21 protein-coding genes are annotated in these 21,558 nt (G+C 64.8%); 14 read left to right on the forward strand and 7 right to left on the reverse strand.

Going from position 1 to position 21,558, the window contains the following annotated elements; all coding sequences use genetic code 11:
• Nucleotides 1-88 precede the first annotated feature (88 nt).
• Nucleotides 89-1,258: a UxaA family hydrolase gene (locus CEW87_RS21090; protein WP_108976183.1), complete on the reverse strand. Its 1,170-nt coding sequence runs from the start codon at nt 1,256-1,258 to the stop codon at nt 89-91.
• A gap of 53 nt (nt 1,259-1,311) precedes the next feature.
• Nucleotides 1,312-1,593 carry a UxaA family hydrolase gene (locus CEW87_RS21095; protein WP_108948937.1) on the reverse strand — a complete coding sequence of 94 codons (282 nt, stop codon included), beginning with the start codon at nt 1,591-1,593 and terminating at the stop codon, nt 1,312-1,314.
• 276 nt (nt 1,594-1,869) lie between these two features.
• On the opposite strand from CEW87_RS21095, the gene CEW87_RS21100 reads away from it, so the two are divergent.
• Nucleotides 1,870-2,613: a GntR family transcriptional regulator gene (locus tag CEW87_RS21100; protein WP_108976185.1), complete on the forward strand. Its 744-nt coding sequence runs from the start codon at nt 1,870-1,872 to the stop codon at nt 2,611-2,613.
• Between the two features lie 3 nt (nt 2,614-2,616).
• On the opposite strand, the gene CEW87_RS21105 is transcribed toward CEW87_RS21100, so the two are convergent.
• Nucleotides 2,617-3,387, reverse strand: a complete 771-nt coding sequence (locus CEW87_RS21105) for a GntR family transcriptional regulator (protein ID WP_108976187.1) — start codon at nt 3,385-3,387, stop codon at nt 2,617-2,619.
• A 181-nt stretch (nt 3,388-3,568) separates the two neighbouring features.
• Between CEW87_RS21105 and CEW87_RS21110 the strand changes: the two genes are divergently transcribed.
• Together CEW87_RS21110 and CEW87_RS21115 are read left to right on the forward strand one after the other, a co-directional pair.
• The gene (locus CEW87_RS21110) at nt 3,569-4,597 is read left to right on the forward strand and encodes a YeiH family protein (protein ID WP_234421605.1); all 1,029 of its coding nucleotides are present in this window, start codon (nt 3,569-3,571) and stop codon (nt 4,595-4,597) included.
• On the forward strand, nt 4,594-5,433 hold the full coding sequence (locus tag CEW87_RS21115) for an inositol monophosphatase family protein (RefSeq protein ID WP_108976189.1): 840 nt from the start codon (nt 4,594-4,596) through the stop codon (nt 5,431-5,433). The genes CEW87_RS21110 and CEW87_RS21115 overlap by 4 nt, the downstream gene beginning before the upstream one ends.
• Nucleotides 5,434-5,479: 46 nt before the next feature.
• Here the strand turns inward: CEW87_RS21115 and CEW87_RS21120 are convergent, their stop codons facing one another.
• On the reverse strand, nt 5,480-6,538 hold the full coding sequence (locus tag CEW87_RS21120) for a LacI family DNA-binding transcriptional regulator (protein ID WP_108976191.1): 1,059 nt from the start codon (nt 6,536-6,538) through the stop codon (nt 5,480-5,482).
• Nucleotides 6,539-6,734: 196 nt separating this feature from the next.
• Between CEW87_RS21120 and CEW87_RS21125 the strand changes: the two genes are divergently transcribed.
• From CEW87_RS21125 to CEW87_RS21155, 7 genes are all read left to right on the forward strand, one after another.
• The gene (locus tag CEW87_RS21125) at nt 6,735-7,013 is read left to right on the forward strand and encodes a hypothetical protein (protein WP_108976193.1); all 279 of its coding nucleotides are present in this window, start codon (nt 6,735-6,737) and stop codon (nt 7,011-7,013) included.
• Nucleotides 7,010-8,170 carry a TRAP transporter substrate-binding protein gene (locus CEW87_RS21130; RefSeq protein WP_108976195.1) on the forward strand — a complete coding sequence of 387 codons (1,161 nt, stop codon included), beginning with the start codon at nt 7,010-7,012 and terminating at the stop codon, nt 8,168-8,170. Before CEW87_RS21125 ends, CEW87_RS21130 begins: the two co-directional genes overlap by 4 nt.
• Nucleotides 8,167-8,736 (forward strand): TRAP transporter small permease, encoded by a 570-nt coding sequence (locus CEW87_RS21135; RefSeq protein ID WP_199917083.1) that lies wholly within the window; start codon nt 8,167-8,169, stop codon nt 8,734-8,736. The genes CEW87_RS21130 and CEW87_RS21135 overlap by 4 nt, the downstream gene beginning before the upstream one ends.
• Nucleotides 8,737-8,747: 11 nt before the next feature.
• Complete coding sequence (locus CEW87_RS21140; protein WP_108976197.1) at nt 8,748-10,061, forward strand: TRAP transporter large permease; 1,314 nt, start codon at nt 8,748-8,750, stop codon at nt 10,059-10,061.
• A 120-nt stretch (nt 10,062-10,181) separates the two neighbouring features.
• Nucleotides 10,182-11,492, forward strand: coding sequence for a histidinol dehydrogenase (gene hisD, locus CEW87_RS21145; protein WP_108976199.1), 1,311 nt, complete (start codon nt 10,182-10,184; stop codon nt 11,490-11,492).
• A gap of 1 nt (nt 11,493) precedes the next feature.
• The gene (locus CEW87_RS21150; protein ID WP_108976201.1) at nt 11,494-12,255 is read left to right on the forward strand and encodes an SDR family NAD(P)-dependent oxidoreductase; all 762 of its coding nucleotides are present in this window, start codon (nt 11,494-11,496) and stop codon (nt 12,253-12,255) included.
• A gap of 17 nt (nt 12,256-12,272) precedes the next feature.
• Complete coding sequence (locus tag CEW87_RS21155; RefSeq protein WP_199917084.1) at nt 12,273-13,271, forward strand: galactitol-1-phosphate 5-dehydrogenase; 999 nt, start codon at nt 12,273-12,275, stop codon at nt 13,269-13,271.
• Nucleotides 13,272-13,449: 178 nt separating this feature from the next.
• Here the strand turns inward: CEW87_RS21155 and fliE are convergent, their stop codons facing one another.
• From fliE to CEW87_RS21170, 3 genes are all read right to left on the reverse strand, one after another.
• Entirely contained in the window at nt 13,450-13,770 is a 321-nt protein-coding gene (gene fliE / locus CEW87_RS21160) for a flagellar hook-basal body complex protein FliE (RefSeq protein WP_108976203.1), read from the reverse strand.
• A gap of 131 nt (nt 13,771-13,901) precedes the next feature.
• Nucleotides 13,902-15,365: a sigma-54-dependent transcriptional regulator gene (locus tag CEW87_RS21165; RefSeq protein ID WP_108976205.1), complete on the reverse strand. Its 1,464-nt coding sequence runs from the start codon at nt 15,363-15,365 to the stop codon at nt 13,902-13,904.
• The gene (locus tag CEW87_RS21170) at nt 15,362-16,534 is read right to left on the reverse strand and encodes a sensor histidine kinase (RefSeq protein ID WP_108977450.1); all 1,173 of its coding nucleotides are present in this window, start codon (nt 16,532-16,534) and stop codon (nt 15,362-15,364) included. The genes CEW87_RS21165 and CEW87_RS21170 overlap by 4 nt, the downstream gene beginning before the upstream one ends.
• A 162-nt stretch (nt 16,535-16,696) precedes the next feature.
• Between CEW87_RS21170 and fliF the strand changes: the two genes are divergently transcribed.
• The 4 genes from fliF to fliI are packed head-to-tail and all read left to right on the forward strand — an operon-like array spanning nt 16,697 to nt 21,551.
• Nucleotides 16,697-18,379: a flagellar basal-body MS-ring/collar protein FliF gene (gene fliF / locus CEW87_RS21175; RefSeq protein WP_108976207.1), complete on the forward strand. Its 1,683-nt coding sequence runs from the start codon at nt 16,697-16,699 to the stop codon at nt 18,377-18,379.
• Nucleotides 18,376-19,377: a flagellar motor switch protein FliG gene (fliG, locus tag CEW87_RS21180; protein ID WP_108976209.1), complete on the forward strand. Its 1,002-nt coding sequence runs from the start codon at nt 18,376-18,378 to the stop codon at nt 19,375-19,377. The genes fliF and fliG overlap by 4 nt, the downstream gene beginning before the upstream one ends.
• Before the next feature lie 24 nt (nt 19,378-19,401).
• The gene (locus CEW87_RS21185; RefSeq protein WP_108976210.1) at nt 19,402-20,154 is read left to right on the forward strand and encodes a flagellar assembly protein FliH; all 753 of its coding nucleotides are present in this window, start codon (nt 19,402-19,404) and stop codon (nt 20,152-20,154) included.
• Nucleotides 20,151-21,551, forward strand: a complete 1,401-nt coding sequence (gene fliI, locus CEW87_RS21190) for a flagellar protein export ATPase FliI (RefSeq protein ID WP_108976212.1) — start codon at nt 20,151-20,153, stop codon at nt 21,549-21,551. The genes CEW87_RS21185 and fliI overlap by 4 nt, the downstream gene beginning before the upstream one ends.
• Nucleotides 21,552-21,558: the final 7 nt, after the last annotated feature.

Below are 21,558 nucleotides of genomic sequence, written 5' to 3' on the forward strand. Positions count from 1 at the left end.
CATCAAGGGGTTGCGGGGGCCGTCGCCTCATGGCGAAAGCCCCCGTTGCAGCAACCGGCCTCAGCGGCCGGTGTCAGGCTTCAGACCATCAGGCACTCTCGTACAGACGGGTCAGCACGAATTCGCGGTGTCCCAGCGCTTCGGCCGCGGTAAGGCGTCCGTTCGCGGTGCGCAGCATGCAGTCAAGCAACTGGTCGCCAGCGCCATCCATGTTCATTTCGCGCTGCAGCAGGCCGGAGGTATCGACGTCGATGTGCTCGCCCATGGTGCGGACGGTCCTCGGGTTTGCGCAGATCTTGATCACCGGCAGGATCGGGTTGCCGACGATGTTGCCCTGTCCGGTGGGGAAGAAATGCACCACGTAACCGGCAGCTGCACACAGCGTCACCATCTCGGCAGCGGCCGAGCTCGACTGCATGAACCACAGGCCGGGGGCGGTCGGCGTTTCGGCATAGTCGAGAACGCCATCGACCTTGCACTTCTTGCCGATCTTCTGGATGTTGCCCAGCGCCTTTTCCTCAATGGTGGTCAGGCCACCGGCGATGTTGCCCTTGGTCGGCTGCGAGTCGGAGAGGTCCGAGGTCTTGTGACGGTTGATCATGTCCTGATAGCTGTTGAACAGCTTCATGAACTCTTCCTTCACGTCCGGCGTGGCACAGCGTGCGGCCACCAGATGCTCGCCACCGGTCAGCTCGGAAGTCTCGCCGAACACCAGGGTCGCGCCGACACCGTAGAGCTTGTCGAAGGCATTGCCGACGGTCGGGTTGGCACCGCAGCCCGAGGTCGTATCCGACTCGCCGCACTTGGTGGACACCCACAGTTCGCTGATCGGGCACTCTTCGCGCTGCTTCTCGGAGGCAAACTGAACCAGCTCGCGGGCGGCTTTCGACGCCTTCATGATGGTCTCGTGATCGCCATTCTGCGAGATCGAGAAGCTGTGGACCGGCTTGCCGGTCTTGGCGATGCCGTCGGCAACGAGCTTGGTCCAGGCCGGCTCGATGCCGATCACGACCACTGCAGCCACGTTGGGGTTGGAACCGGTACCGATCAGGGTGCGGAAGTGCAGCTCAAGGTCGGCACCGAACTGCAGACGACCGTAGGGATGCGGCAGGGCCATTGCGCCCTTGATGTTGTTCGCAACGGCTTCGGCTGCTGCGTTGGAAATGTCGTCCACCGGCAGGACGATGACGTGGTTGCGAACCCCGACGCGGCCGTTCTCGCGGCGATATCCGAGAAAAGTCGTTTCATTGCTGATCATTTGGCGATGCCTCTCTATGAATGGAATGGGTGTGGCGCGACCTGAGCCTGGGCTTACCAGCGCTTGGTCTTGACGTTCTGGACGTGCAAGTGCTCGCCCGCCGCGATGGGGGCAACGACCTTGCCGATATCGACGCCGTACTTGATCACCGTGGCACCGACTTCCAGCTGCTGCAGCGCGATCTTGTGACCGATCGGAATGTCGCTGCGCGTCTTGATTTCCGTCATGCGGTCCTGCTCCATGATCCAGCCCGACAGCGTTGCGCCGCTCTTGACGCCCTCGACCACGATCGTGCCGACCGAGTCACCCTCTTCATGTACGACAAAATGAATCATCTCTCTTCTCCTTTGGCGATCAGTCCATGCGGACAGCAACTGCATCGTAATCTCGCAATTCATCCGTGTCAACTGAGTGATCTATATGAGTTGGATGTTTCGCTTAACTTTTTTCGAGTTCAGATGAAATGCGGGGTCGCGGCTGGCATGGCGTGAGTGCCCGCGCACACACTCATACGGATGAGATGTATCGCTCAAGCCTTGATCTCGCGCGGGATTTGGTATGATTGATGCCCCTAGTGCCATTGCGCCTACTTCATCGAGGCCGCTCCCGCCATGAACCAGATTTCACTGTCAGGCCTTCCCCTGGGCGCCCCGCTCTACCAGGAAGTGAAGCGAAAAATCATGGAATCGCTGCGCAATGGCGAGTGGAAGCCGGGCGAAATCATCCCGTCGGAGAAGCGTCTGGGCGAGCGTTTCGGGGTCAGCATCGGCACCGTGCGCAAGGCGGTCGATGAACTGGTGGCGGAGAACATCCTCATCCGGCACCAGGGGCGCGGCACCTTCGTCACCTCCCACACGCACGATCGCTATGTGTTCGCCTTTTTCCACATCATTGGGCAGGACGGGCACAAGGAATACCCGAAGGTAGAACTCGAGGCGTTCGCCAGCATCAAGGCCGATGCCGACATGGCCCAGCGCCTTGGCATACGCACCGGGTCGAAGCTTTTCCGCCTGACCAACCGGCTGAGCATCGCCGGCAAGCCACTGATCGTCGACGACATCCACGTACCCGAGCGCAGCTTTCCGCATCTCACCGCAGAGATCGTGCGCAACCGGCCTGCCACGCTCTATCAGCTCTACCAGGACAACTTCGCCGTCGCCGTGCTGCGCACCGAGGAGCGCCTGCGTGCCTGCCTTGCCGACGAGCGCCTGGCCTCACTGCTCGAGGTCGAAGTGGGCGCACCCTTGCTGCACATCGTCAGGCTTGCACTGTCGTTCAACGATCTCGCAGTGGAGCTGCGTCACAGCTATGTGAACACCGCGCATCACGAGTATTTCGCCGAAGAGCACCAGTAAACGTCAGTCCCGGCCGCGCCCGCGATCAGCTTCATGCAGGGTGCGCGAGTACTCGTAGTGTTCGGTCTTGACGAAGGAGTGGCGCAATTCGATCGGCGTACCGTCGACCGCAAACGCCCGCCGCACGATGTGCAGCAGCGGGTAGCCCGGATCGACCTCCAGGTCCGCAGCCTGCTGCGCGTTGGCCACGGTCGCGCGCAAGCGCTCTTCGATACGGGTCACCGACTGCCGGAACTGTTCTTCGTATAGCTGGTACAGCGTACCGCTGCGATCGGCCACCCGCTCGCGGCTGATCCCGGCAAAGCGCGCCGCCGGCAGCAGAACCTCGTCGACCAGGGTCGGCACGCCCTTCAGGGTCAGCAGGTTGCGCATGCGCACCACCTTGGCCCCCGGACTGATGCTCAGGTTGCGCGCGGCAAAAGCGTCTGCACGCAGACTGTCGAAGTCGATCAGGATCACAACCGGATAGATCCGCTGTCCGTCATGTCCGCAGACATTGAAGAAGCTGAACAGATAGCGGTTGCGATCATGCGCGGTCACGAAGGTGCCGCGCCCCTGATGGCGCACCAGCACGTCCTCGTCGACCAGTTCATCCAGCGCGCGCCGGACCGTTCCCATACTGACGCCAAAGCCATCCGACAGTTTGCGCTCCGACGGAATCGCCTGCGCCGGACGCCAGGTGCCGAGCCCGATCAATTCGATCAGCCCGCGCTTTACCCACTTGTAGAGTGGTTCGTCGAACTTCCGCAATTCCCTGATGTGCAATTCCATCATGTCCTCCCCCGCCTCGATGCAACATCGACTCCGATGCACGGAATCATCTTTCCAACACTCTACATCACCTAACTCATCTAGTTGACCTATATCTTACATCTCCGCTAGCATTGACCCTGAAATGTCATTACGCCCGATCCGCTGCCCGGTCGGCCTCAAGCGCACGTCACATGGAAGGATCATGAGCACAGCCACGATGTCCAGCATTGCCGCCAACCTGCGCAGCACCACCGCGCGTATGCCGGGCCTGATGACGGCCCTTGTCATCGCGCTCGCCTCCACCTTCATCGCCGAGCACTACGGCGGCCCGCAGTTTCTCTATGCCTTGCTGGTCGGCATGGCCTTCCACTACCTGGCGGCGGAACCCAGAACGCGCATCGGCATCGATTTCGCCGCGCGTGGGGTGCTGCGCTTCGGTGTGGCCTTGCTCGGTGCGCGCATCACCGTCGGCCAGATCGCCGACCTTGGCGCCGGGCCGATCGCACTGGTGGTGGCAGGCGTGGGCGCCACGCTGCTGTTCGGTTCGCTGCTTGCGCGCCGCCTCGGACGCACCGGGCCGGAAGGTCTGCTCGGCGGCGGCGCAGTGGCAATCTGTGGCGCGTCGGCCGCGCTGGCCATCGCTGCGGCCCTGCCCAAGAACGATCAGAACCAGCGCATGACGCTGCTGACCGTGGTCACGGTCACCGCCCTGTCGACGGTGGCGATGATCGCCTACCCGCTGATCGCGAAGCTGCTCGAACTCAGCCCGGAGATGACCGCCGTGTTCTTTGGCGGTACGATTCACGATGTCGCACAGGTCGTGGGCGCGGGTTTTCTGATCTCGCCTCAGGTGGCCGAAACCGCCACCCTGGTGAAGCTGTTCCGGGTCGCATTGCTGGTGCCGGTCGTACTCATGATCTCGCTCAGCTTCCGTCGCCAGAACAAGGACAACGATGAACCGGTCACGCTGCTCCCCCGCTTTCTCGTCGGCTTCATCATCCTCGTGCTGATCAACAGTGCCGGCCTGCTCACCACCGAAGTCAGCGACTCCCTGTCGAGCCTGTCGCGCTGGTGCCTGGTCGTGGCGATCTCCGCCCTCGGGGTCAAGACGTCCTTTGCCGAGTTGCGCACCGTCGGCTGGCAGCCGATCGCCCTGATCGTGGCCAATACGATCTTCCTTGCCCTGTGGGTGCTGGGCGGCATCTACCTGCTCGAGCACGTCATCAAATGAGCGCGCCATCCACATTCGACGGCGAGCGCCTGCTCGCAGTGGCGCGCGACGCTGCCGGCGCCGCGAGCAGGATTGCGCATCAGGGCTGGCTGCAGCGCGACAGCATCGAAGTGGCCGACAAGGGCGCGGGCGATGTCGTCACCTCGATAGACCTTGCGGCCGAAACCGCAGCCATCGGCATCATCCGCAGCGCCTGCCCGGATCACGCCATTCTCTCGGAGGAAGCCGGTGGCGATGGCGTCGAGTCGGATTACCTGTGGGTGATCGACCCGATCGACGGCTCAGTGAACTTCGCGCACGGGCTGGCGGACTTCGCGGTGTCGGTAGCCTGCCTGCATCGCGGGCAGGCACTGGTCGGCGTCATCGTCGATCCGGTGCGTGGCGACACCTACTCGGCCGTCCGTGGCGGTGGCGCCTGGCGCAATGGCAGCCGGATACACGTTTCATCGTGCAGCGAGCTGAAACACGCCCTGCTCGGCACCGTGTTCCCCAAGCCGGGCGCAGCTGCCATGGCGGGCTATCTGCCGGCCCTGGGCGCCGCACTGAACACCGCGCAAGGCGTCAGACGCTCGGGTTCGATGGTGCTCGATCTCGCACGCGTGGCCAGCGGCCAGCTCGACGGCTTCTGGCAGGTCGGCATGAAAGCCTGGGATCTTGCTGCAGGCAGCCTGATGATCGAGGAGGCAGGCGGCCGCCTCGACTTGCGCGGCACGCAGAATACACGCCCCGCCGGGTCGGTACTCGACACCCGGTCGTGCATCGTCGCAGCGCCTGACCTGCTGGAAGCACTCGCCCGCCTGCTCGACGGCTTCGACGCGGAAAGCAGCCGGACCTGAACCGCCTGCAGACGCCTGGATTCCGTCGCCTGCCGTGACGGCAGATTCAGCCGCCCTCCGCCAGCACTGGCGGGGGTGCGGTCGTGCCGCGCACCACCAGCTCGGCATCCAGCTCGGTGTGGGCCGGCGGGTCCTGCCCGGCAAGGCGATCGAGCAGATAATCCGCCGCACGCCGCCCGATATCGGCCGCCGGCACCCGGATCGTTGTCAGCGCAGGCACGAGGTTGGCCGAGATCGGCAGATCATCGAAGCCGACGATGGAAAGCCTTGCAGGCACGGCGATACCCTGCGCCTGGGTCTCGAACAGCGCACCCATGGCCTGCACGTCATTACCGCAAATGACCGCGGTGGGTGGCTCCGGCAAACGCAGCAGGGTGCGCAGCGCCTCCCGCCCCTCGCGCACATCGTAGGCCCGCTCCAGGAACTGACCGGGCGCAATCTCCAGCCCGCGCTTTGCCAGCGCTTCGCGCACGCCCTCTGCACGCGCACGTGCACGGTCGTTGTGGGCCGTGAAACCCGCCACCATCGCGATGCGCCGATGCCCCAGATCCATCAGATAGTCAGCGAGCCGCTGCCCTGCACTGCGGTTGTCGAAGCCGATGGTCGGATGCGGCTGATCGGGCGCATGCACCCAGGTATTCACGTACGGCAGGCCCTTGGAGGCGAGCAGTTTGTACAGCTTGGGGTCGTGGCCTTCGCCCACGAAGACAAGACCATCCACCCCCCTGACGACCAGCGCATGAACCTCGCGCGCCTCTTCGTCGCTGTCGTATTCGGACGACGCCACCAGCAGCGTGAAACCGCGCTGCGCCAGCCGGCGCTGCAACGCGTTGATGCCACTGGCGAAGATGGCGTTGTCGAGCGTGGGAACGATTGCACCAATGGTTCGCAGGCGCCCGGAGGCCAGCGCCCGCGCCGCGCCGTCAGGCACATAACCCAGCTGCTCCACCGCCGCCATCACGCGCTGACGCATCTCGGGACGCACCTTGTCGGGTTCGTTCAGCACCCGAGACACCGAGGCTGTCGACACGCCGGCCGCACGCGCCACATCCGCCAGTACCGGCCTGTCATTTCGAATCGTTTCCCGCCTGCGGCCCTCGACCATGCACGTTTCCTGTGTGTCCGAACAGATACGAATGGTAGCGTTTTCAGCTCCCGCTGCAACACTTTGATGCCGTCAAGTCATTCAGATGATACGAATGAATAAATATAGAAATTTCTATTTGACAAAGCCGCCGATCTGCATTTAACTACACCAAAATGTAAGCGCTTACAGGCGCCATAACGAAGGAGACAAATCAGTGCAGAACCCGTCCACACATGGGGGGCCACCCCCGCACACCCGTCTGCTGCTCCGCCTGTCGGCCGCAGCCTTCGCGATCTTCTGGGCCGCCATCATTAGCGGAAAACTGCGTACGAGCTTCGGTTACGACCAGTTCCCCCTTGTCCCCGAAATGCTGCTTGCACTAATTCTCGCACTGGGCCTGGCCATCGGCCTCGGCGCCTGCCTGCTCGAAGAACAACGGAGGGCAATCAACGCCCCCGCGCTGGACACCACCACCGAAGGAGACACGAAATGAACACAAAAATCCAGAGCAACGAGCCGCAACAGATTGAACGCCGCCGCTTCTTCCAGATGAGCGGACGCTTCGGCTTCACCGCAGCCGTCGCCGGTGTCAGTGCAGGCGCACTGTTCTCGGACGACGCCATGGCGCAGGTCGCCAACGAAGAGCGCGAGCGCGAAAGCAAGGCCAAATTCCAGGTCATCATGGCCACCGAGTACATCCTCGGCGCCAGCCGCAGCTACCCGATGATGCAGCTCGATCTGAAGGAAAACCTGCAGAATTTCACCCAGGGAAACGTCTACGTCAAGCTCTCGCCGGGCGGGCAACTGGGCGTCGGTGGCGCGCTGGTGAGCAAGGTACAGAACGGCACGGTGCCGATCGCGATGCATTCCATCTCGAACTTCGCGCCTTTCGCCCCCGCGGTCGATCTGATCAACATCCCCTACTGGTGCGGCAACAACCAGCAGTTCGTGAACCTGGTGACGTCTGCCGCCTGGCGCAACCGGGTGCATCCTGCGGTCGAGGCGCGCGGTTTCAAGCCACTGATGTACGTGTGCATCGACCCGCGCACGGTCGCGATCCGCAAGGGCTTGCGCGATCGCCCGGTATCGGTGCCGGACGACATTGCCGGCATCAAGTTTCGCGTGCCTTCGTCAAAAGTGCTGCAGACCTTCTACCGCCTCGCCGGCGCCAACCCCACGCCGGTGGCCTGGGGTGAGACCAGCTCGGCGATGAAACAGGGCGTGGCCGACGCGCTCGACCCCAGCCTGCAGGCCCTGCTGACATTCGGCTTTGCCGACACCCTGCACTCGATCTCGACCATCCGTTCGGTACCCGACGCTCAGATCTACTCGTGCAACCTGCAGTGGTTCAACAGCCTGCCCAAGGACATTCAGGCCGGCATCACCGAAGCCGCCGACGTCACCTTCCGTCAGAACCTCGCCCGCGTGCCCGCATCGCGCGCCTACGCCATGGATCAGCTGCGCCAGGCCGGCGTCAGGATCCACGTGCCGGCCGCTGACGACATCAAGCAATGGGTGGCGCGCTGCGGTCACCAGTTGCCGGCCTGGGATGCGATGAAGGCGGAGTTCGCCGGCTCGCTCGCCGACTTCAACAAACTGCTCGAAGCTGCCAACACCCAGGGCGACTACCACGTCCAGGACGTGTCATGAACAGCGCAGTCATGACTGCCAGGAACCACCCGGAAGCGACGGTACCAGCCCCGCGGGGCTGGCTTGCGCAGATCGACCGCAACGGTGAGCGCTGGCTGTTGCTGTTCTTCTACGCCACCATCATCTCGGTCATCTCGGTCGATGTGGTGCGCCGTTTCGGACTGTCCTACTCGTCCGTATGGGGCGAAGAGGTCGCGCGCTACGCCTTCATCTACCTGACGTGGATCGCCGCCGCCTTCGCCGTGCGTGACCGGGCACATATCCGCATCGACGCCCTGGTTCAGGCACTGCCGGCACGCGGACGGGCAATCTCCTGGCTGCTGAGCGATTTCTTCACCCTCGTGTTCGCGGTGATCGCGCTCTACCTGTCGATCGAACCTGTCCTCACGTCGATCAGATTCGGTTCGGTGACACCGGGCTTGCGCGTCAGTCAGGCGTGGTTCCTGGTTGCCGTCCCCTTCGGCTTCTCCTGCATCGTGCTGCGGGTGTTGCAGTCGATGCGTCGCGATATCAAGGACCTGAAGGCCGGACGACCGCCCTTCGAGGGCCACAAACTGTTCGACTGAGGAGAACCGCAATGGACTTCATGCTCACGCAAGGGACGGCGATGACGCTTGGCGTCGAGTTCTACGCCGCGCTTGCCCTGCTCGGTTTCCTCGTCCTGATCGGTACGCCAATCTGGGTATCGCTGGGTCTGGGTACGCTGGCAATGGTGTATGCAACGGGCGTCATCCCGACCAGCATGGTCGGCGAAGGCCTGTTCGAGGGAATCGACCACTTCGCACTGATCGCCGTACCACTGTTCATCCTCACCGGTGATGCGCTGGTGCGCTCGGGACTGTCCGACAAGCTCCTTGACCTCGCGGAAGCCAGCGTCGGCGGCGTCCGAACGGGCCTGGGCTGCTCAACCACCCTCGGCTGCGGGTTCTTTGCCTGCATCTCGGGCTCGGATGCTGCCGGCGCCGCAGCGGTCGGACGGATGACCATCAACCGGCTGGTCGAGCGCGGCTACCCGCTGCCTGCAGCCGCTGCGCTGGTGGCCTCGGGCGCCTGTACCGGCATCCTGATTCCGCCCTCGATCGCCTACATCATCATCGGCCTCGTCCTCGGCATCTCGGTATCCACGCTGTTTCTGGCGGCACTGATTCCCGGGATCATGATCATGTTCTCGGTGATGGTGACCAACGTGATCCTGAACCGGGTGCACGGGTTCGAGCAGGGGCGATCGTCATTTTCGCTTCAGCGCTGGCTGCAGGCGATATGGGCGGCACGCTGGGCACTGGCGGTGCCGGGCGTGATTCTGGGCGGCATCTATTCGGGCGTCTTCACCCCGACCGAGTCCGCTGCTGCCGCGGTCACGATCACGGTGCTGATCGGCTTCCACCAGAAGCGTCTGGGCTTCGCCGACATCCCCAAGATGCTGGAGAGCTCGGCCAAGGTGTGCGGCATCATCGTACCCATCATTGCCGTATCCCTGCCCCTGGCGCAGATCATGGCGGTGCTCGACATCCCGCAGTCCTTCGTACAGACCATCAGCGGGATCTCCAGCGATCCGACGATGATCATCCTGATGATGATCGGGCTGCTGCTCATCACCGGCCTGTTCATGGAGACCACACCCAGCATCCTGATCATGTCGCCCCTGCTGCTGCCGCTGGCGCAGTCGCTCGGGATGAGCGAGATCCACTTCTCGATCATCATGGTCACCACCCTGGGTATCGGCTTCATCACCCCACCGTTCGGACTCAACCTGTTTGTGCTGTCAGGGCTGACCGGATGCTCGGTGATGTCGATGTCGCGCTACGCCATCCCCTACGTGCTTGGCATGCTGGCGGTGGTGTTGCTGGTGGCCTTCATTCCACAGCTTTCAATGTGGGGCATTCCTGGTTAAAGCCTGTGCCCGTTCAGGCGCCGGATGGCCGCCCGCCATCCGGTGAAAACGGGCTTGACGGAATATTTTTTTCAGGTTTAATGTAAGCGCTTACATTCGTATAATCAAAGGAGACAAATCATGACCATCACCTATATCAAAAAAGCCAGCAAGACCTCCGCTACCGGCGAAGAGCAGACCCGCGACACCGTCACCACGATGCTGCGCGACATGGAAACCCGCCGCGAAGAAGCCGCGCTCGAATACTGCAAGAAGCTCGACAACTGGGATGGCGACATCATCGTCAGCCGCGAGCAGATCGAAGCTGCCAAGGACAAGGTGCCCGAGCAGCTCAAGCTCGACATCCAGTTCGCCTACGCACGCGTCAGCAGCTTTGCCCGTGCCCAGCGCGATTCGATCGGCGAGTTCGAAGTCGAGCTCAGCCCCGGCCTCTTCGCCGGCCAGAAACTGATCCCGATGGAAACCGCAGGCTGCTACGTGCCCGGCGGCCGCTACGCCCACATCGCTTCCGCCATCATGAGCGTGGCCACCGCCAAGGTCGCTGGCGTGAAGAACGTCATCGCCTGCTCGGTTCCACGTGACAAGGACGGCATCCATCCGGCCATTCTCTATGCGATGGACCTGGCCGGCGCCGACACCATCCTGCAGATGGGCGGCGTACAGGGCATCGCCTCGATGGCCTACGGCCTCTTCACCGGCAAGCCCGCCGACATCCTGGTCGGCCCCGGCAACAAGTTCGTTGCCGAAGCCAAGCGCCAGCTCTTCGGTCGCTGCGGTATCGACATGTTTGCCGGCCCCACGGAGATCGGCATCATTGCTGACGAAACCGCCGACCCGGAGATCCTCGCCGCCGACCTCGTCGGTCAGGCCGAACACGGCCCCGACTCCCCGGCCTGGCTGTTCACCACCTCGCGCACCATCGCCGATCAGGTGATCGCGCTGGTACCGGGCCATATCGAACGCCTGCCCGAAGTTCAGCGCAACGCGGCAACGATCGCCTGGCGCGACTACGGCGAAGTCATCCTGTGCGACACCCGTGAAGAGGTCGTCGAAGTGTCCGACCGTTACGCTTCAGAACACCTCGAAGTGCAGGCCAAAGACCTCGACTGGTGGCAGGACAAGCTCGGCAGCTACGGCTCGCTCTTCGTCGGCGAAGAAGCCACGGTGGCATTTGGCGACAAGTGCTCGGGCACCAACCATATCCTGCCGACCAAGGGTGCTGCGCGTTACACCGGTGGCCTGAGCGCACAGAAGTTCCTCAAGATCGTCACCCATCAGCGTCAGACCCAGGACGCCACCCGCAGCGTGGGCGCAGCAACCGCACGCCTGTCGCGTTGCGAAGGCATGGAAGGCCATGCGCGCACCGGCGACGTCCGCCTCGCCAAGTACTATCCGGGCGAGAAGTTCCTGCTCGACATCGGGATGCAGTGAGATGAGCGCCCGTTTCGATCTGAGCGGGCGCGTTGCCGCCGTCACCGGCGGCAGCTCCGGCCTCGGCCGCGCGATGGCGCGGGCGCTGGCCGGCGCAGGTGCAGACCTGGTGCTGATCGCGCGCCGCCGCAGCGAGCTTGAGCAAGCGGTCGGTGAAATCCGCAGCGCCGGCGGACGTGCAGCCTTCGTCGTTGCCGACCTCGCCGACCCGGCCGCGCTTGGCGACATCGCGGCACAGGCCGCCGAAGCCTTCGGCGCACCGAACATCCTCATCAATGCCGCCGGCGTTAACCTGCGCCAGCCCATCGAGGACGTCGGCCCCGAAGCCTGGAACCTGCACCTCGCGCTCCACCTCACCGCCCCCTTCTTCCTCGCCAAGGCCATGGCACCGGCCATGATCGCAAAGGGGCGGGGCCGCATCATCAACCTCGCTTCGCTGCAGTCGCAGCGCGCCTTCCCCAACAGCGCACCGTACGGCGCAGGCAAGGGCGGCATCGTGCAGCTGACGCGGGCCATGGCCGAGGCCTGGTCGCGCCACGGCATCACGGTCAATGCGATCGCGCCCGGCTTCTTTCCCACCGAACTCACCGCAGCGGTCTTCAACGACCCCGCACGTGCAGAAGCCAATGCCCGCCAGACCATGATCGGGCGTAACGGCGAGCTCGAAGACATCGCCGGCCCCACGATCTTCTTCGCGTCGGACGCCTCCGCTTACGTCACCGGGCAGACCCTGTACGTCGACGGCGGCTTCTCCGCAAAATGAACAACAAGGAAGAGACAATGAACAGCATGCGCGCGCTGGTGTATACCGGCACCCGTGAAGTCGAATACCGCGACGCGGACTTCCCCTCTCCCGGTCCGGGCGAGGCGCTGGTGAAGATTGATGCGGTCGGTATCTGCGGCTCCGACATGCACGCCTACCATGGCCATGACGCCCGTCGCGTGCCGCCGATGATCCTCGGCCACGAGGCCACCGGCATCGTCGAGCACGGCCGCCTGCGCGGAAAGCGCGTGACGATGAATCCGATCGCCTTCTGCGGCTACTGCGAATACTGCCTCAGCGGGCGCCAGAATCTGTGCGCCAACCGCACCATGATCGGCATGTCCCGCCCCGGCGCCTTCGCTCAGTACCTGACCATTCCCGAGCAGTCGCTGATCGAACTGCCCGACGACATGGACCCGGTGGCCGCAGCGCTCACCGAGCCGACCGCGACCGCCCTGCATGCGGTCCACAGAGCCATGCGCGTGTCCGAACGCCCCCTCGCGGAAGCCAGGGCGATGGTGATCGGCGCAGGCTCGATCGGCCTGCTGATCGCGCTGCTGCTCAAGCACTACGGCTGCCGCGACATCCTGATCGGCGACACCAACGCGCTGCGCCGCCAGACCGCGACCGAGGCTGACTGTGGCGAGGTCTTCGATCCGTCGGCAAGCACGCCGGACGAAAACCACTACGACCTCGTGTTCGACGCCGTGGGCGCCGTCGCCACGCGCAAGACCGCAATCGACAGCATCCGGCCGGGTGGCGTCATCGTGCACGTCGGCCTGCTGCAGGGCGACGGCGACTTCAACGTGCGCAAGCTGACCCTGGCGGAAGTCACCTTCATCGGCGTCTACACCTACTCGCAGACCGACCTGAAAGCGGCTGCCCAGGCGCTGTACACCGGCGCACTTGGCCCGCTGAACTGGGTGTCGACACAGCCCCTGTCCGAGGGCTCGGCCGCGTTTCAGGCCCTGCACGACGGCAGCACCCCGTCGGCCAAGATCGTGCTGATCCCGTAAGCGGCTGGATAGCCGGGCTGCGCCCGGACGGTGCTCAAGCACCGCACGGCATTCGCCCGATCCTGCCACGCCATCAGCGCGGCAGGATCGGGCGAATTGTTTTGCGGCCCATAAGCGACAAGGGCCTGTGACCGGCTCGATGCCGGTCACAGGCCCTTGAATACTTCAGCAATGCCGCTTAAACAGGCATGTTCATGATGTCCTGGTAGGCGGTGACCAAGCGATTTCGCACCTGCACCATCTGCTGGAACGAGAGGTTGGCCTTTTGCAGGTTCACCATCACATCCTGCAGGTTCACATTGGGGTCGCCGGCGCTGAAATCCTGCGCCATCGAACGCGCTTCCTGCTGCGCAGCGCTCACATCCTTGAGTGCATTGTTGAGCACATCGGAAAAATTGGCGCCGCCCGCAGGCTCGCTGCCCTGAACAGGTTTGTTCTGGGCGGTCTGCGACACCGAGCGCAGCTCGGACAACATTTGATCAATTCCGCGGGTATCCATGATTACTCCCCCGGGTACGGGTTACCTGTGTTCTGAGCATAGCAGAGCAATCCCCATGCCACCACCCGCCCGGTATCGCGCCGATCGAACATCATTCGGTGCAGCACCGCCACCCGGCACACGGCCGGCAATCACACCTCGTGGCCTTCATCCCTGTACTGCTGCAGCTTGTAGCGCAGCGTGCGCTCCGAGATGCCGAGTTTCTCAACCGTCTTTTTGCGCGAACCGCCCATTTCACGCAGCGTCCCGAGAATGTGCTCGCGCTCCAGATCCTTCATGTTTGCCGGCCGTGCAGCAGCCTCGGACGGTGCCGGGCCGGCAGAAGCGGCAAAACTTGCCGCCTGATTGCCGCTTGTTGCCGGTGACGACGCATATCCGGCACCGAATCCCGGAGCAGCCGCGGCGACAGGCGGGGCCGAAACAGCCGGTGACGTCGCCGGCGCAGGCGGCGGGGCCGCCTCGCCCGTCCAGTGCGGCAGGCACAGGCGGATGGTCTCTGCACTCACGGTGTCGCCAGCGGTCAGAATCAGCGCCCGGTGCGCGGTGTTCTCGAGCTCGCGCACGTTGCCTGGCCAGCCATAGCTCAGCAGCAAGCTCTCGGCCTCAGGCGAAAAGCGTGCCTGGCGCCCCGCACGCTGGGCATGACGCTGCAGGAAGTGACGCGCCAGCGGCACGATGTCGCCCGGCCGCTCGCGCAGCGACGGGATGCTGAGCGGAAACACGTTCAGCCGGTAGTACAAGTCCTCGCGGAAGCGTCCGGCAGCGATTTCCTTGAGCATGTCGCGGTTGCTGGTCGCGAGCACCCGGATATCGAGCGCGATCGGCTTCTTGCCGCCGACCCGTTCCACTTCGCGCTCCTGCAGCACGCGCAGCATCTTGGCCTGCAGACCCAGCGGCATTTCCGAGATCTCGTCGAGCAGGATGGTCCCGCCCTGTGCCTGCTCGAATTTGCCCGGCTGCGAGCTCTGCGCACCGGTAAAGGCGCCCTTCTCGTAGCCGAACAGGGTGGCTTCGAGCAGGTTCTCGGGGATCGCGGCGCAGTTGATGGCGACGAAGGCTGCACGCGCACGCGGCGAGTGATGGTGGATGTGGCGCGCAAAGACTTCCTTGCCGGTGCCGGATTCGCCGGTGAGCAGCACCGTCGCGTCGGTTTCGGCCACGCGCGCGGCCAGTCCCAGCAGGTTTCGGGTGTGCGGGTCCTCGGCCACGGTATCGTCGGCTTCGGGCTGAACCGCGGCATAACGGCGCACGTTCTCGAGCAGCACCTCGGGCTCGAAGGGCTTCATCAGAAAATCGCAGGCACCGCCACGCATGGCCGCCACCGCCTTATCCACGTCGCCATAGGCCGTCATCAGCAGCACTGGCAATTGCGGCAGGCGGCTGCGGATCTCGCCCAGCAACTGCAGGCCGTCCATGGGCTGCATGCGCAGGTCGGACACCACCAGGTTGAAGGACTGGCGCTCGAGTTCGGCAAGTGCGGACGGGCCGCCGTCGACGCCGGTCACGCCATGCCCCGCCATTTCCAGCGTGAAACACACCGCATCGCGCAGTGCGTCGTCGTCCTCGACCACGAGGATGTTCAGATGTTCGATCATGATGCGCGTGCTCCGCCCGCAGCGGCGCCATTCGTGGCGCCCAGGGGCAAGGTCAGGGTAAAGGTCGTGCCGGTGCCGGGCGTGGAGCTCAGCGCGATGTCGCCGCCATGGCCGCGCGCCACGCCGCGGGCAATCGCCAGGCCAAGGCCGGTGCCCTCGGCACGGGTGGTAAAGAAGGGGTCGAACAGGCGTGTCTGCACTTCGGGCGCAATGCCGCGGCCGGTGTCACTGACCACGAAACGCACCTCCCTGCCCTGCGCCCCGTCATCCAGGAAAACCTGGCAGCTCACCTTGCCGCCCGGTTCGGTCGCCTGGATTGCATTCTCCAGCAGATTCGTCAGTGCGCCGCCCACGGCCTTGCGGTCGCCATGCACGGTCAGCGCACCACATTCGCAGGCGCTCGTAAACTCGATCTGTCGCGCCCGCGCAAGCGGTTCCAGGGTGTGGGTGAGCTCGGCTGCCAGATCGCAGACGCCGAAATCCTGCCGCCCCAGGCTGTCACCGCGCGCAAACAGCAGCATGTCGCGGATCAGGCGCTCAAGGTAACGCATGCGTTCGATGGCCCGCTCCGCCACCTTGGCCCGCTCTGCCGGCCCGAGCTCGGGCTGGCGCAGGTTGCCGGTGTACAGCAGCGCGGCCGCGAGCGGCGTGCGCAACTGGTGGGCGAGCCCGGCCACCATCTCGCCCATTGCCGCCAGGCGTTCGTTGCGCTCTGCGGCCAGGCGCATGCGGTGGGTTTCGGTGACATCGTGCAGCAGCAGGATGCGCTCCTCGCCGGACTCGAGCGCGGTTTCCGACATGGCCAGGCGCCGCGCGCCCTCGGGGCGTTCGATGGTGAGCTCGCCCGGCGTCTCGGTGGTCTGCAAGGCTGCGGCGACCTCATCCCAGATCTTGCCGACGAGATTGGTTCCGAACTGCACCTCCGCCGCGCGGTTGACCTGAACCACTTCGCCCGCACGATTCACCACCACCACGCCTGCGGGCAAAGCGCCCATCAGCACCGTCAGGCGCTCGGTCAACTGCACCACCTGCCCCTGCAGGGCGTTGTAGGCGGTCGACAGCTCTTCCGATGCGCGGCTGAAGAGCGCAAAGGCCTCGGCCAGCTGGGCAGCATCCAGCGGCGGGGCGGCTTCCCCTGGCGGTTGGGCTTTATCGGCGGTCGTCGGCATCATCGGCGAATGCTCCATTTTCACGACTGGCACTCTAAGTGCTGACAAGCGTATGGTAACCGGCAAACAGGCGGCAAAAAATGCCGCTTATTCATCGAAGAGCCTTGCCCGCGCGGGCAGACAATGCTGCCATCCATAAAGGGCAGCACCGGGAATTCCAAAATGGCTACAGCAGATACGATTGCCGCGACGCCTGCCAGCGCCATGAACGCGCGCTTGCAGCAGACCTTGCAGAACATCAACGCCCTGACGCAGCAGCAGAAGCTGGCGGCAGCCGTGGCGCTCGGGCTCGCCATTGCACTCGTGGTCGGCGTGCTGATGTGGAACCGCGGCCCGGACTACGGCGTCCTGTTCTCCAATCTGGAAGAGCGCGACGGCGGCCAGATCATCGCCGCCCTGCAGCAGCAGAACGTGCCCTATCGCATGTCGAGCGACGGCCGCTCCATCCTGGTTTCCCAGGATCAGGTGCACGACGTGCGTCTCCGCCTTGCCGCCGAAGGCCTGCCCAAGGGCGGCATGGTGGGTTTCGAGCTGATGGATACGCAGAAGCTCGGCGTGTCGCAGTTCAACGAACAGATCAACTATCAGCGCGCGCTCGAAGGCGAGCTCTCGCGCACCGTGCAGTCGATTGCCTCGGTCATGAGCGCACGGGTGCATCTGGCCATGCCCAAGCAGACCGCCTTCCTGCGCGACGACCAGAAGCCCACAGCCTCGGTGATGGTCAAACTGCGCGCCGGGCGCGTGCTAGACGCCACCCAGATCGCCGGCATCGTGCACCTGGTGTCGTCCAGCGTGCCGCGCATGAGCGAATCCGGCGTGAGCATCGTCAACCAGAACGGCGAACTGCTCACCATGAAGTCCGACCCTCTGCGCCAGGCCGGGCTCGACCCGACGCAGCTGGAGTATGTGCGCGAAGTCGAAGCCAGCTTCATCCGCCGCATCGAAACCATTGTCGAGCCGCTCGTGGGCAAGGGCAACTTCCGCGCCCAGGTCACCGCTGACGTCGATTTCAACCAGGTCGAGCAGACCGCGGAGACCTACAAGCCCAATCCCTCGCCCGACCAGGCCATCCGCAGCCAGCAGACCAGCGAGCAGCTCTCGCGCGACGCCGGCGCACAGGGCGTGCCCGGCGCGCTCACCAACCAGCCGCCCGCCCCGGCCACCGCGCCAATCACCACGCCTGCGGTCGCTGGCCAGACCAACGCCAACGGCACGCAGCCCGGCACCAGCAACCGCAGCGCCGTGCTCAACTACGAGCTCGACCGCACGGTGCAGCACGTCAAGCAGTCGCTCGGCCAGATCAAGCGCCTGTCGGTCGCGGTGGTGGTGAACCATCGCAACACCACGCTGCCCAACGGTGACCCGCAGGTGGTGCCGCCGACCGACGAGGAGATCGCCCGCATCACCAACCTGGTCCGCGAAGCCATGGGCTACAACGAAGGACGCGGCGACACGCTCAACGTTGCGAGCAGCCCGTTCGCGATCACCGACACCGCCGAGCCCGAACTGCCGCTGTGGAAAGACCCCGAGATGCTCGATCTCGGCAAGGAAGGCCTGAAGTACCTGGTCGTGCTCGCCGCCATCCTCTTTGCCTACTTCGCCGTCGTGCGCCCGCTGATGCGCACCGTCGCGCCGAAGAAGAGCGAGGAGGAGGAGGAAGAGGCAGAAGGCATCGAGGGCGAGGAAGGCGAAGAGGACGCCACGGTCAGCCTTTCCGGCGCGGCCACCGGCGACAGCTACGAAGCCCGCCTCGCTCGTGCGCGCGAAATGGCACGCTCCGATCCGAAGATGGTGGCCAACCTCATCAAGGAATGGATGGGCGTCAATGAGGAGGGTCGCAAGTGACCACACCCGAAGAAGGAACCGAAAAAGCCGCCCTGCTGCTGCTCACCCTGGGCCCGAACGAGGCCTCCGAGGTCCTGAAGCATCTCGGCCCGCGCGAAGTGCAGAAGCTGGGCATGAAGATGGCCACCATGCCCGCGCAGGAGCGCAGCAAGGTCGCCCCCATCCTGGAGGAGCTCGACACCCACTTCGGCAAGGGCTCGCCGATCCACGGCGACGAAGCGCAGATCCGCGAGATGCTGACCAAGGCACTCGGCGACGAGCGCGCCGCCCACATCATCTCGCGCGTGCTGCAGGGCTCGGACACCGCCGGCATCGAAAGCCTGAAGTGGATGGATGCGGCCACCGCAGCCGACCTGATCAAGAACGAACACCCGCAGATCATCGCCACCATCCTGGTCCACCTCGAATTCGACCAGGCGGGCGAGATCGTCAAGCACTTTACCGACCGCCTGCGCAACGACGTGATGCTGCGCATCGCCACCCTCGACGGCGTGCAACCGACCGCACTCAAGGAGCTCAACGAGGCCCTCAGCCGCATGCTGGCCGGCGCATCCACCTCCAAGAAGGCGGCAATGGGCGGGGTTCGCCATGCGGCGGAGATCCTCAACTTCGTCGGCTCCGGCGCGGAAACCGCCGTCATCGACAACGTGCGCGACTACGACCCGGATCTGGCACAGAAGATTCTCGACGAGATGTTCGTGTTCGAGAACCTGCTCGACATCGACGACCGCGGCATCCAGACCGTGCTGCGCGAAGTGCAGTCCGACTCCCTCATCATCGCGCTCAAGGGCGCGGCGCCCGAACTGCGCGAGAAGATCTTCAAGAACATGTCGAGCCGCGCGGCCGACATGATGCGCGAAGACCTCGAAGCCAAGGGCCCGGTGCGCCTGTCCGAGGTCGAGGCCGAGCAGAAGGAAATCCTCAAGATCGTCCGTCGCCTGGCAGAGGAAGGCCAGGTCATGATGGCAAGCAAGGGCGGCGACGATGGTTTCGTTTAACGCAGCGAAAGCGAGCCCGCGACCATGAGCATTTCGCGCCATCAGGCGGTAGGCGCCTACCGTCGCTGGGAGCCGACCGCGTTCGATGCCGACGCCAAGGATGCCGCCAAACCGGCACCGCCCGAGAACGCGCAGCCGGCGCCGGAACCCGTTGCAGCGCCCGAGCCCGAGCCCGCGCTCGACACCAGTCTGCCCGAAGGCTTCCAGCTCCCCACCGCCGACGACATCGAGCGCATGCATGAAGAGGCGCGCACCTCCGGACACACCGAAGGCTTCACCGAAGGCCGCGCCGCCGGCGAAAAGGACGGCTATGACGCGGGCTACGCCGAAGGCAAGGCCCAGGCCGAGGCCGAAGCCGAACGCCTGGCCGGTCTCGCCGACGAGCTCGACACCGCCATGGGCAAGATCGACGAGGAAGTCGCCGACGAACTGCTCGCGCTCGCCATCGAGATTGCCCGCCAGGTGCTCCAGCACACCCTCGCCACCCAGCCCGAAAGCGTCATCGAAACCATCCGCGCCGCGCTCCAGCAACTCCCCCAGTCCCACGCCCAGATCCGGCTCAACCCGGAAGACCTCGCGCTTGCCCGCGAGCACCTCGGCGAACAGCTCAGCCATGGCGGCCACCGCCTCGTCGAGGATGAAGACATTGCCCGCGGCGGCTGCCGGGTCGAGGCCTCGGGCGCACAGATCGATGCCACCATGGAAACCCGCTGGCGTCGCGTGCTCGAGAGCCTGGGCAAGGACGAGGCCGAATGGACGCCGCCGGAGGAAGAATGAAGCGCCACGGCGAAACCTGGCGCACGTTTCTGCAGGACGGCCAGCAGCTGGTCGAGGGCGTCACCCCCTTCCAGAGCGCCGGGCGCCTCACACGCATCAACGGTCTGGTGATGGAGGCGGCCGGGCTGCGCTTGCCGCTCGGCTCTGGCTGCAAGGTGATGGTGCCCGGCGGCGGCTATGTCGAAGCCGAAGTCGTCGGCTTCAACGGCGACCGCCTGTTCATGATGCCGACCGACGACGTGTTCGGCCTTGCCCCCGGCGCCCAGGTCCTGCCGATGGAAACCAGCCAGCCGCGACTCGTCGCCGGCAAACCGCTCGGCCCGCGCCGCCGCGCCTCCGACCGTGCCAAGCACCTGCCCGTGGGCGACGCCCTGCTCGGGCGCGTGGTCGATGGCGCAGGACGTCCCCTCGACGCGCTCGGCCCCTTGCAGACATCCGAGACACGCTCGCTGCAGGGGCGCCCGATCAACCCGCTCAACCGCGCGCCGATTCGCGCCCCGCTCGACGTCGGCATTCGCGGCATCAACAGCCTGCTCACCATCGGCCGCGGCCAGCGTCTGGGCCTGTTCGCCGGCTCCGGCGTCGGCAAATCCGTGCTGATCGGCATGATGGCGCGCTATACCGAAGCCGACGTGATCGTGGTCGGTCTCATCGGCGAGCGTGGTCGCGAGGTGAAGGAGTTCATCGAGCACAGCCTCGGGGCAGTCGGTCTCGAGCGCTCGGTGGTGGTCGCCGCCCCCGCCGACACCAGCCCCCTGATGCGGCTGCAGGGCGCGGCCTACGCCACCACCATCGCGGAGTATTTTCGTGATCAGGGCAAGCAGGTGCTGCTGGTCATGGACTCGCTCACCCGCTACGCCATGGCCCAGCGCGAGATCGCGCTGGCCATCGGCGAACCTCCGGTCACCCGCGGCTATCCGCCATCCGTCTTCGCCCGCCTGCCGGCGCTGGTCGAACGCGCCGGTAACGGCCCCGACGGCGGCGGTTCGATCACGGCCTTCTACACCGTGCTGGCCGAGGGCGACGACCAGCAGGACCCGATCGCCGACTCGGCACGCGCAATTCTGGACGGCCACATCGTGCTCACACGCGCACTGGCCGATCAGGGCCACTACCCTGCGATCGACGTCGAACAATCCATCTCGCGCGCCATGCACAGCATCGTTGGCGACGAACACTTCGAGAAAGTGCGTCGTTTCAAACAGTTGTTCTCGCGCTATCAGCGCTCGCGCGACCTGATTGCCGTCGGCGCCTACCAGGCTGGGGGCGATCCGATGCTCGACCTCGCAGTCAAGGCCTACCCCAGCCTCGAAGCCTTCCTGCAGCAGCGCATCGACGAGCGCGAGGACTATATCGGCGCTGTCAATAAGCTCAATCAGCTTTTCTCTGGAAACTGAGCACGCA

This window comes from Parazoarcus communis, from assembly GCF_003111665.1.
Classification (GTDB): domain Bacteria; phylum Pseudomonadota; class Gammaproteobacteria; order Burkholderiales; family Rhodocyclaceae; genus Parazoarcus; species Parazoarcus communis_B.

Coding starts and splice junctions, on each gene's coding strand:
- CEW87_RS21095 (WP_108948937.1), bottom strand. CDS start 1,593: ATGATTCATTTTGTCGTACATGAAGAGGGTGACTCGGTCGGCACGATC.
- CEW87_RS21140 (WP_108976197.1), top strand. CDS start 8,748: ATGGACTTCATGCTCACGCAAGGGACGGCGATGACGCTTGGCGTCGAG.
- CEW87_RS21115 (WP_108976189.1), top strand. CDS start 4,594: ATGAGCGCGCCATCCACATTCGACGGCGAGCGCCTGCTCGCAGTGGCG.
- CEW87_RS21110 (WP_234421605.1), top strand. CDS start 3,569: ATGAGCACAGCCACGATGTCCAGCATTGCCGCCAACCTGCGCAGCACC.
- fliF (WP_108976207.1), top strand. CDS start 16,697: ATGGCTACAGCAGATACGATTGCCGCGACGCCTGCCAGCGCCATGAAC.
- CEW87_RS21120 (WP_108976191.1), bottom strand. CDS start 6,538: ATGGTCGAGGGCCGCAGGCGGGAAACGATTCGAAATGACAGGCCGGTA.
- CEW87_RS21130 (WP_108976195.1), top strand. CDS start 7,010: ATGAACACAAAAATCCAGAGCAACGAGCCGCAACAGATTGAACGCCGC.
- CEW87_RS21090 (WP_108976183.1), bottom strand. CDS start 1,258: ATGATCAGCAATGAAACGACTTTTCTCGGATATCGCCGCGAGAACGGC.
- fliI (WP_108976212.1), top strand. CDS start 20,151: ATGAAGCGCCACGGCGAAACCTGGCGCACGTTTCTGCAGGACGGCCAG.
- fliE (WP_108976203.1), bottom strand. CDS start 13,770: ATGGATACCCGCGGAATTGATCAAATGTTGTCCGAGCTGCGCTCGGTG.
- CEW87_RS21155 (WP_199917084.1), top strand. CDS start 12,273: ATGAACAGCATGCGCGCGCTGGTGTATACCGGCACCCGTGAAGTCGAA.
- CEW87_RS21135 (WP_199917083.1), top strand. CDS start 8,167: ATGAACAGCGCAGTCATGACTGCCAGGAACCACCCGGAAGCGACGGTA.
- CEW87_RS21100 (WP_108976185.1), top strand. CDS start 1,870: ATGAACCAGATTTCACTGTCAGGCCTTCCCCTGGGCGCCCCGCTCTAC.
- CEW87_RS21105 (WP_108976187.1), bottom strand. CDS start 3,387: ATGATGGAATTGCACATCAGGGAATTGCGGAAGTTCGACGAACCACTC.
- CEW87_RS21165 (WP_108976205.1), bottom strand. CDS start 15,365: ATGATCGAACATCTGAACATCCTCGTGGTCGAGGACGACGACGCACTG.
- CEW87_RS21170 (WP_108977450.1), bottom strand. CDS start 16,534: ATGCCGACGACCGCCGATAAAGCCCAACCGCCAGGGGAAGCCGCCCCG.
- CEW87_RS21150 (WP_108976201.1), top strand. CDS start 11,494: ATGAGCGCCCGTTTCGATCTGAGCGGGCGCGTTGCCGCCGTCACCGGC.
- CEW87_RS21185 (WP_108976210.1), top strand. CDS start 19,402: ATGAGCATTTCGCGCCATCAGGCGGTAGGCGCCTACCGTCGCTGGGAG.
- hisD (WP_108976199.1), top strand. CDS start 10,182: ATGACCATCACCTATATCAAAAAAGCCAGCAAGACCTCCGCTACCGGC.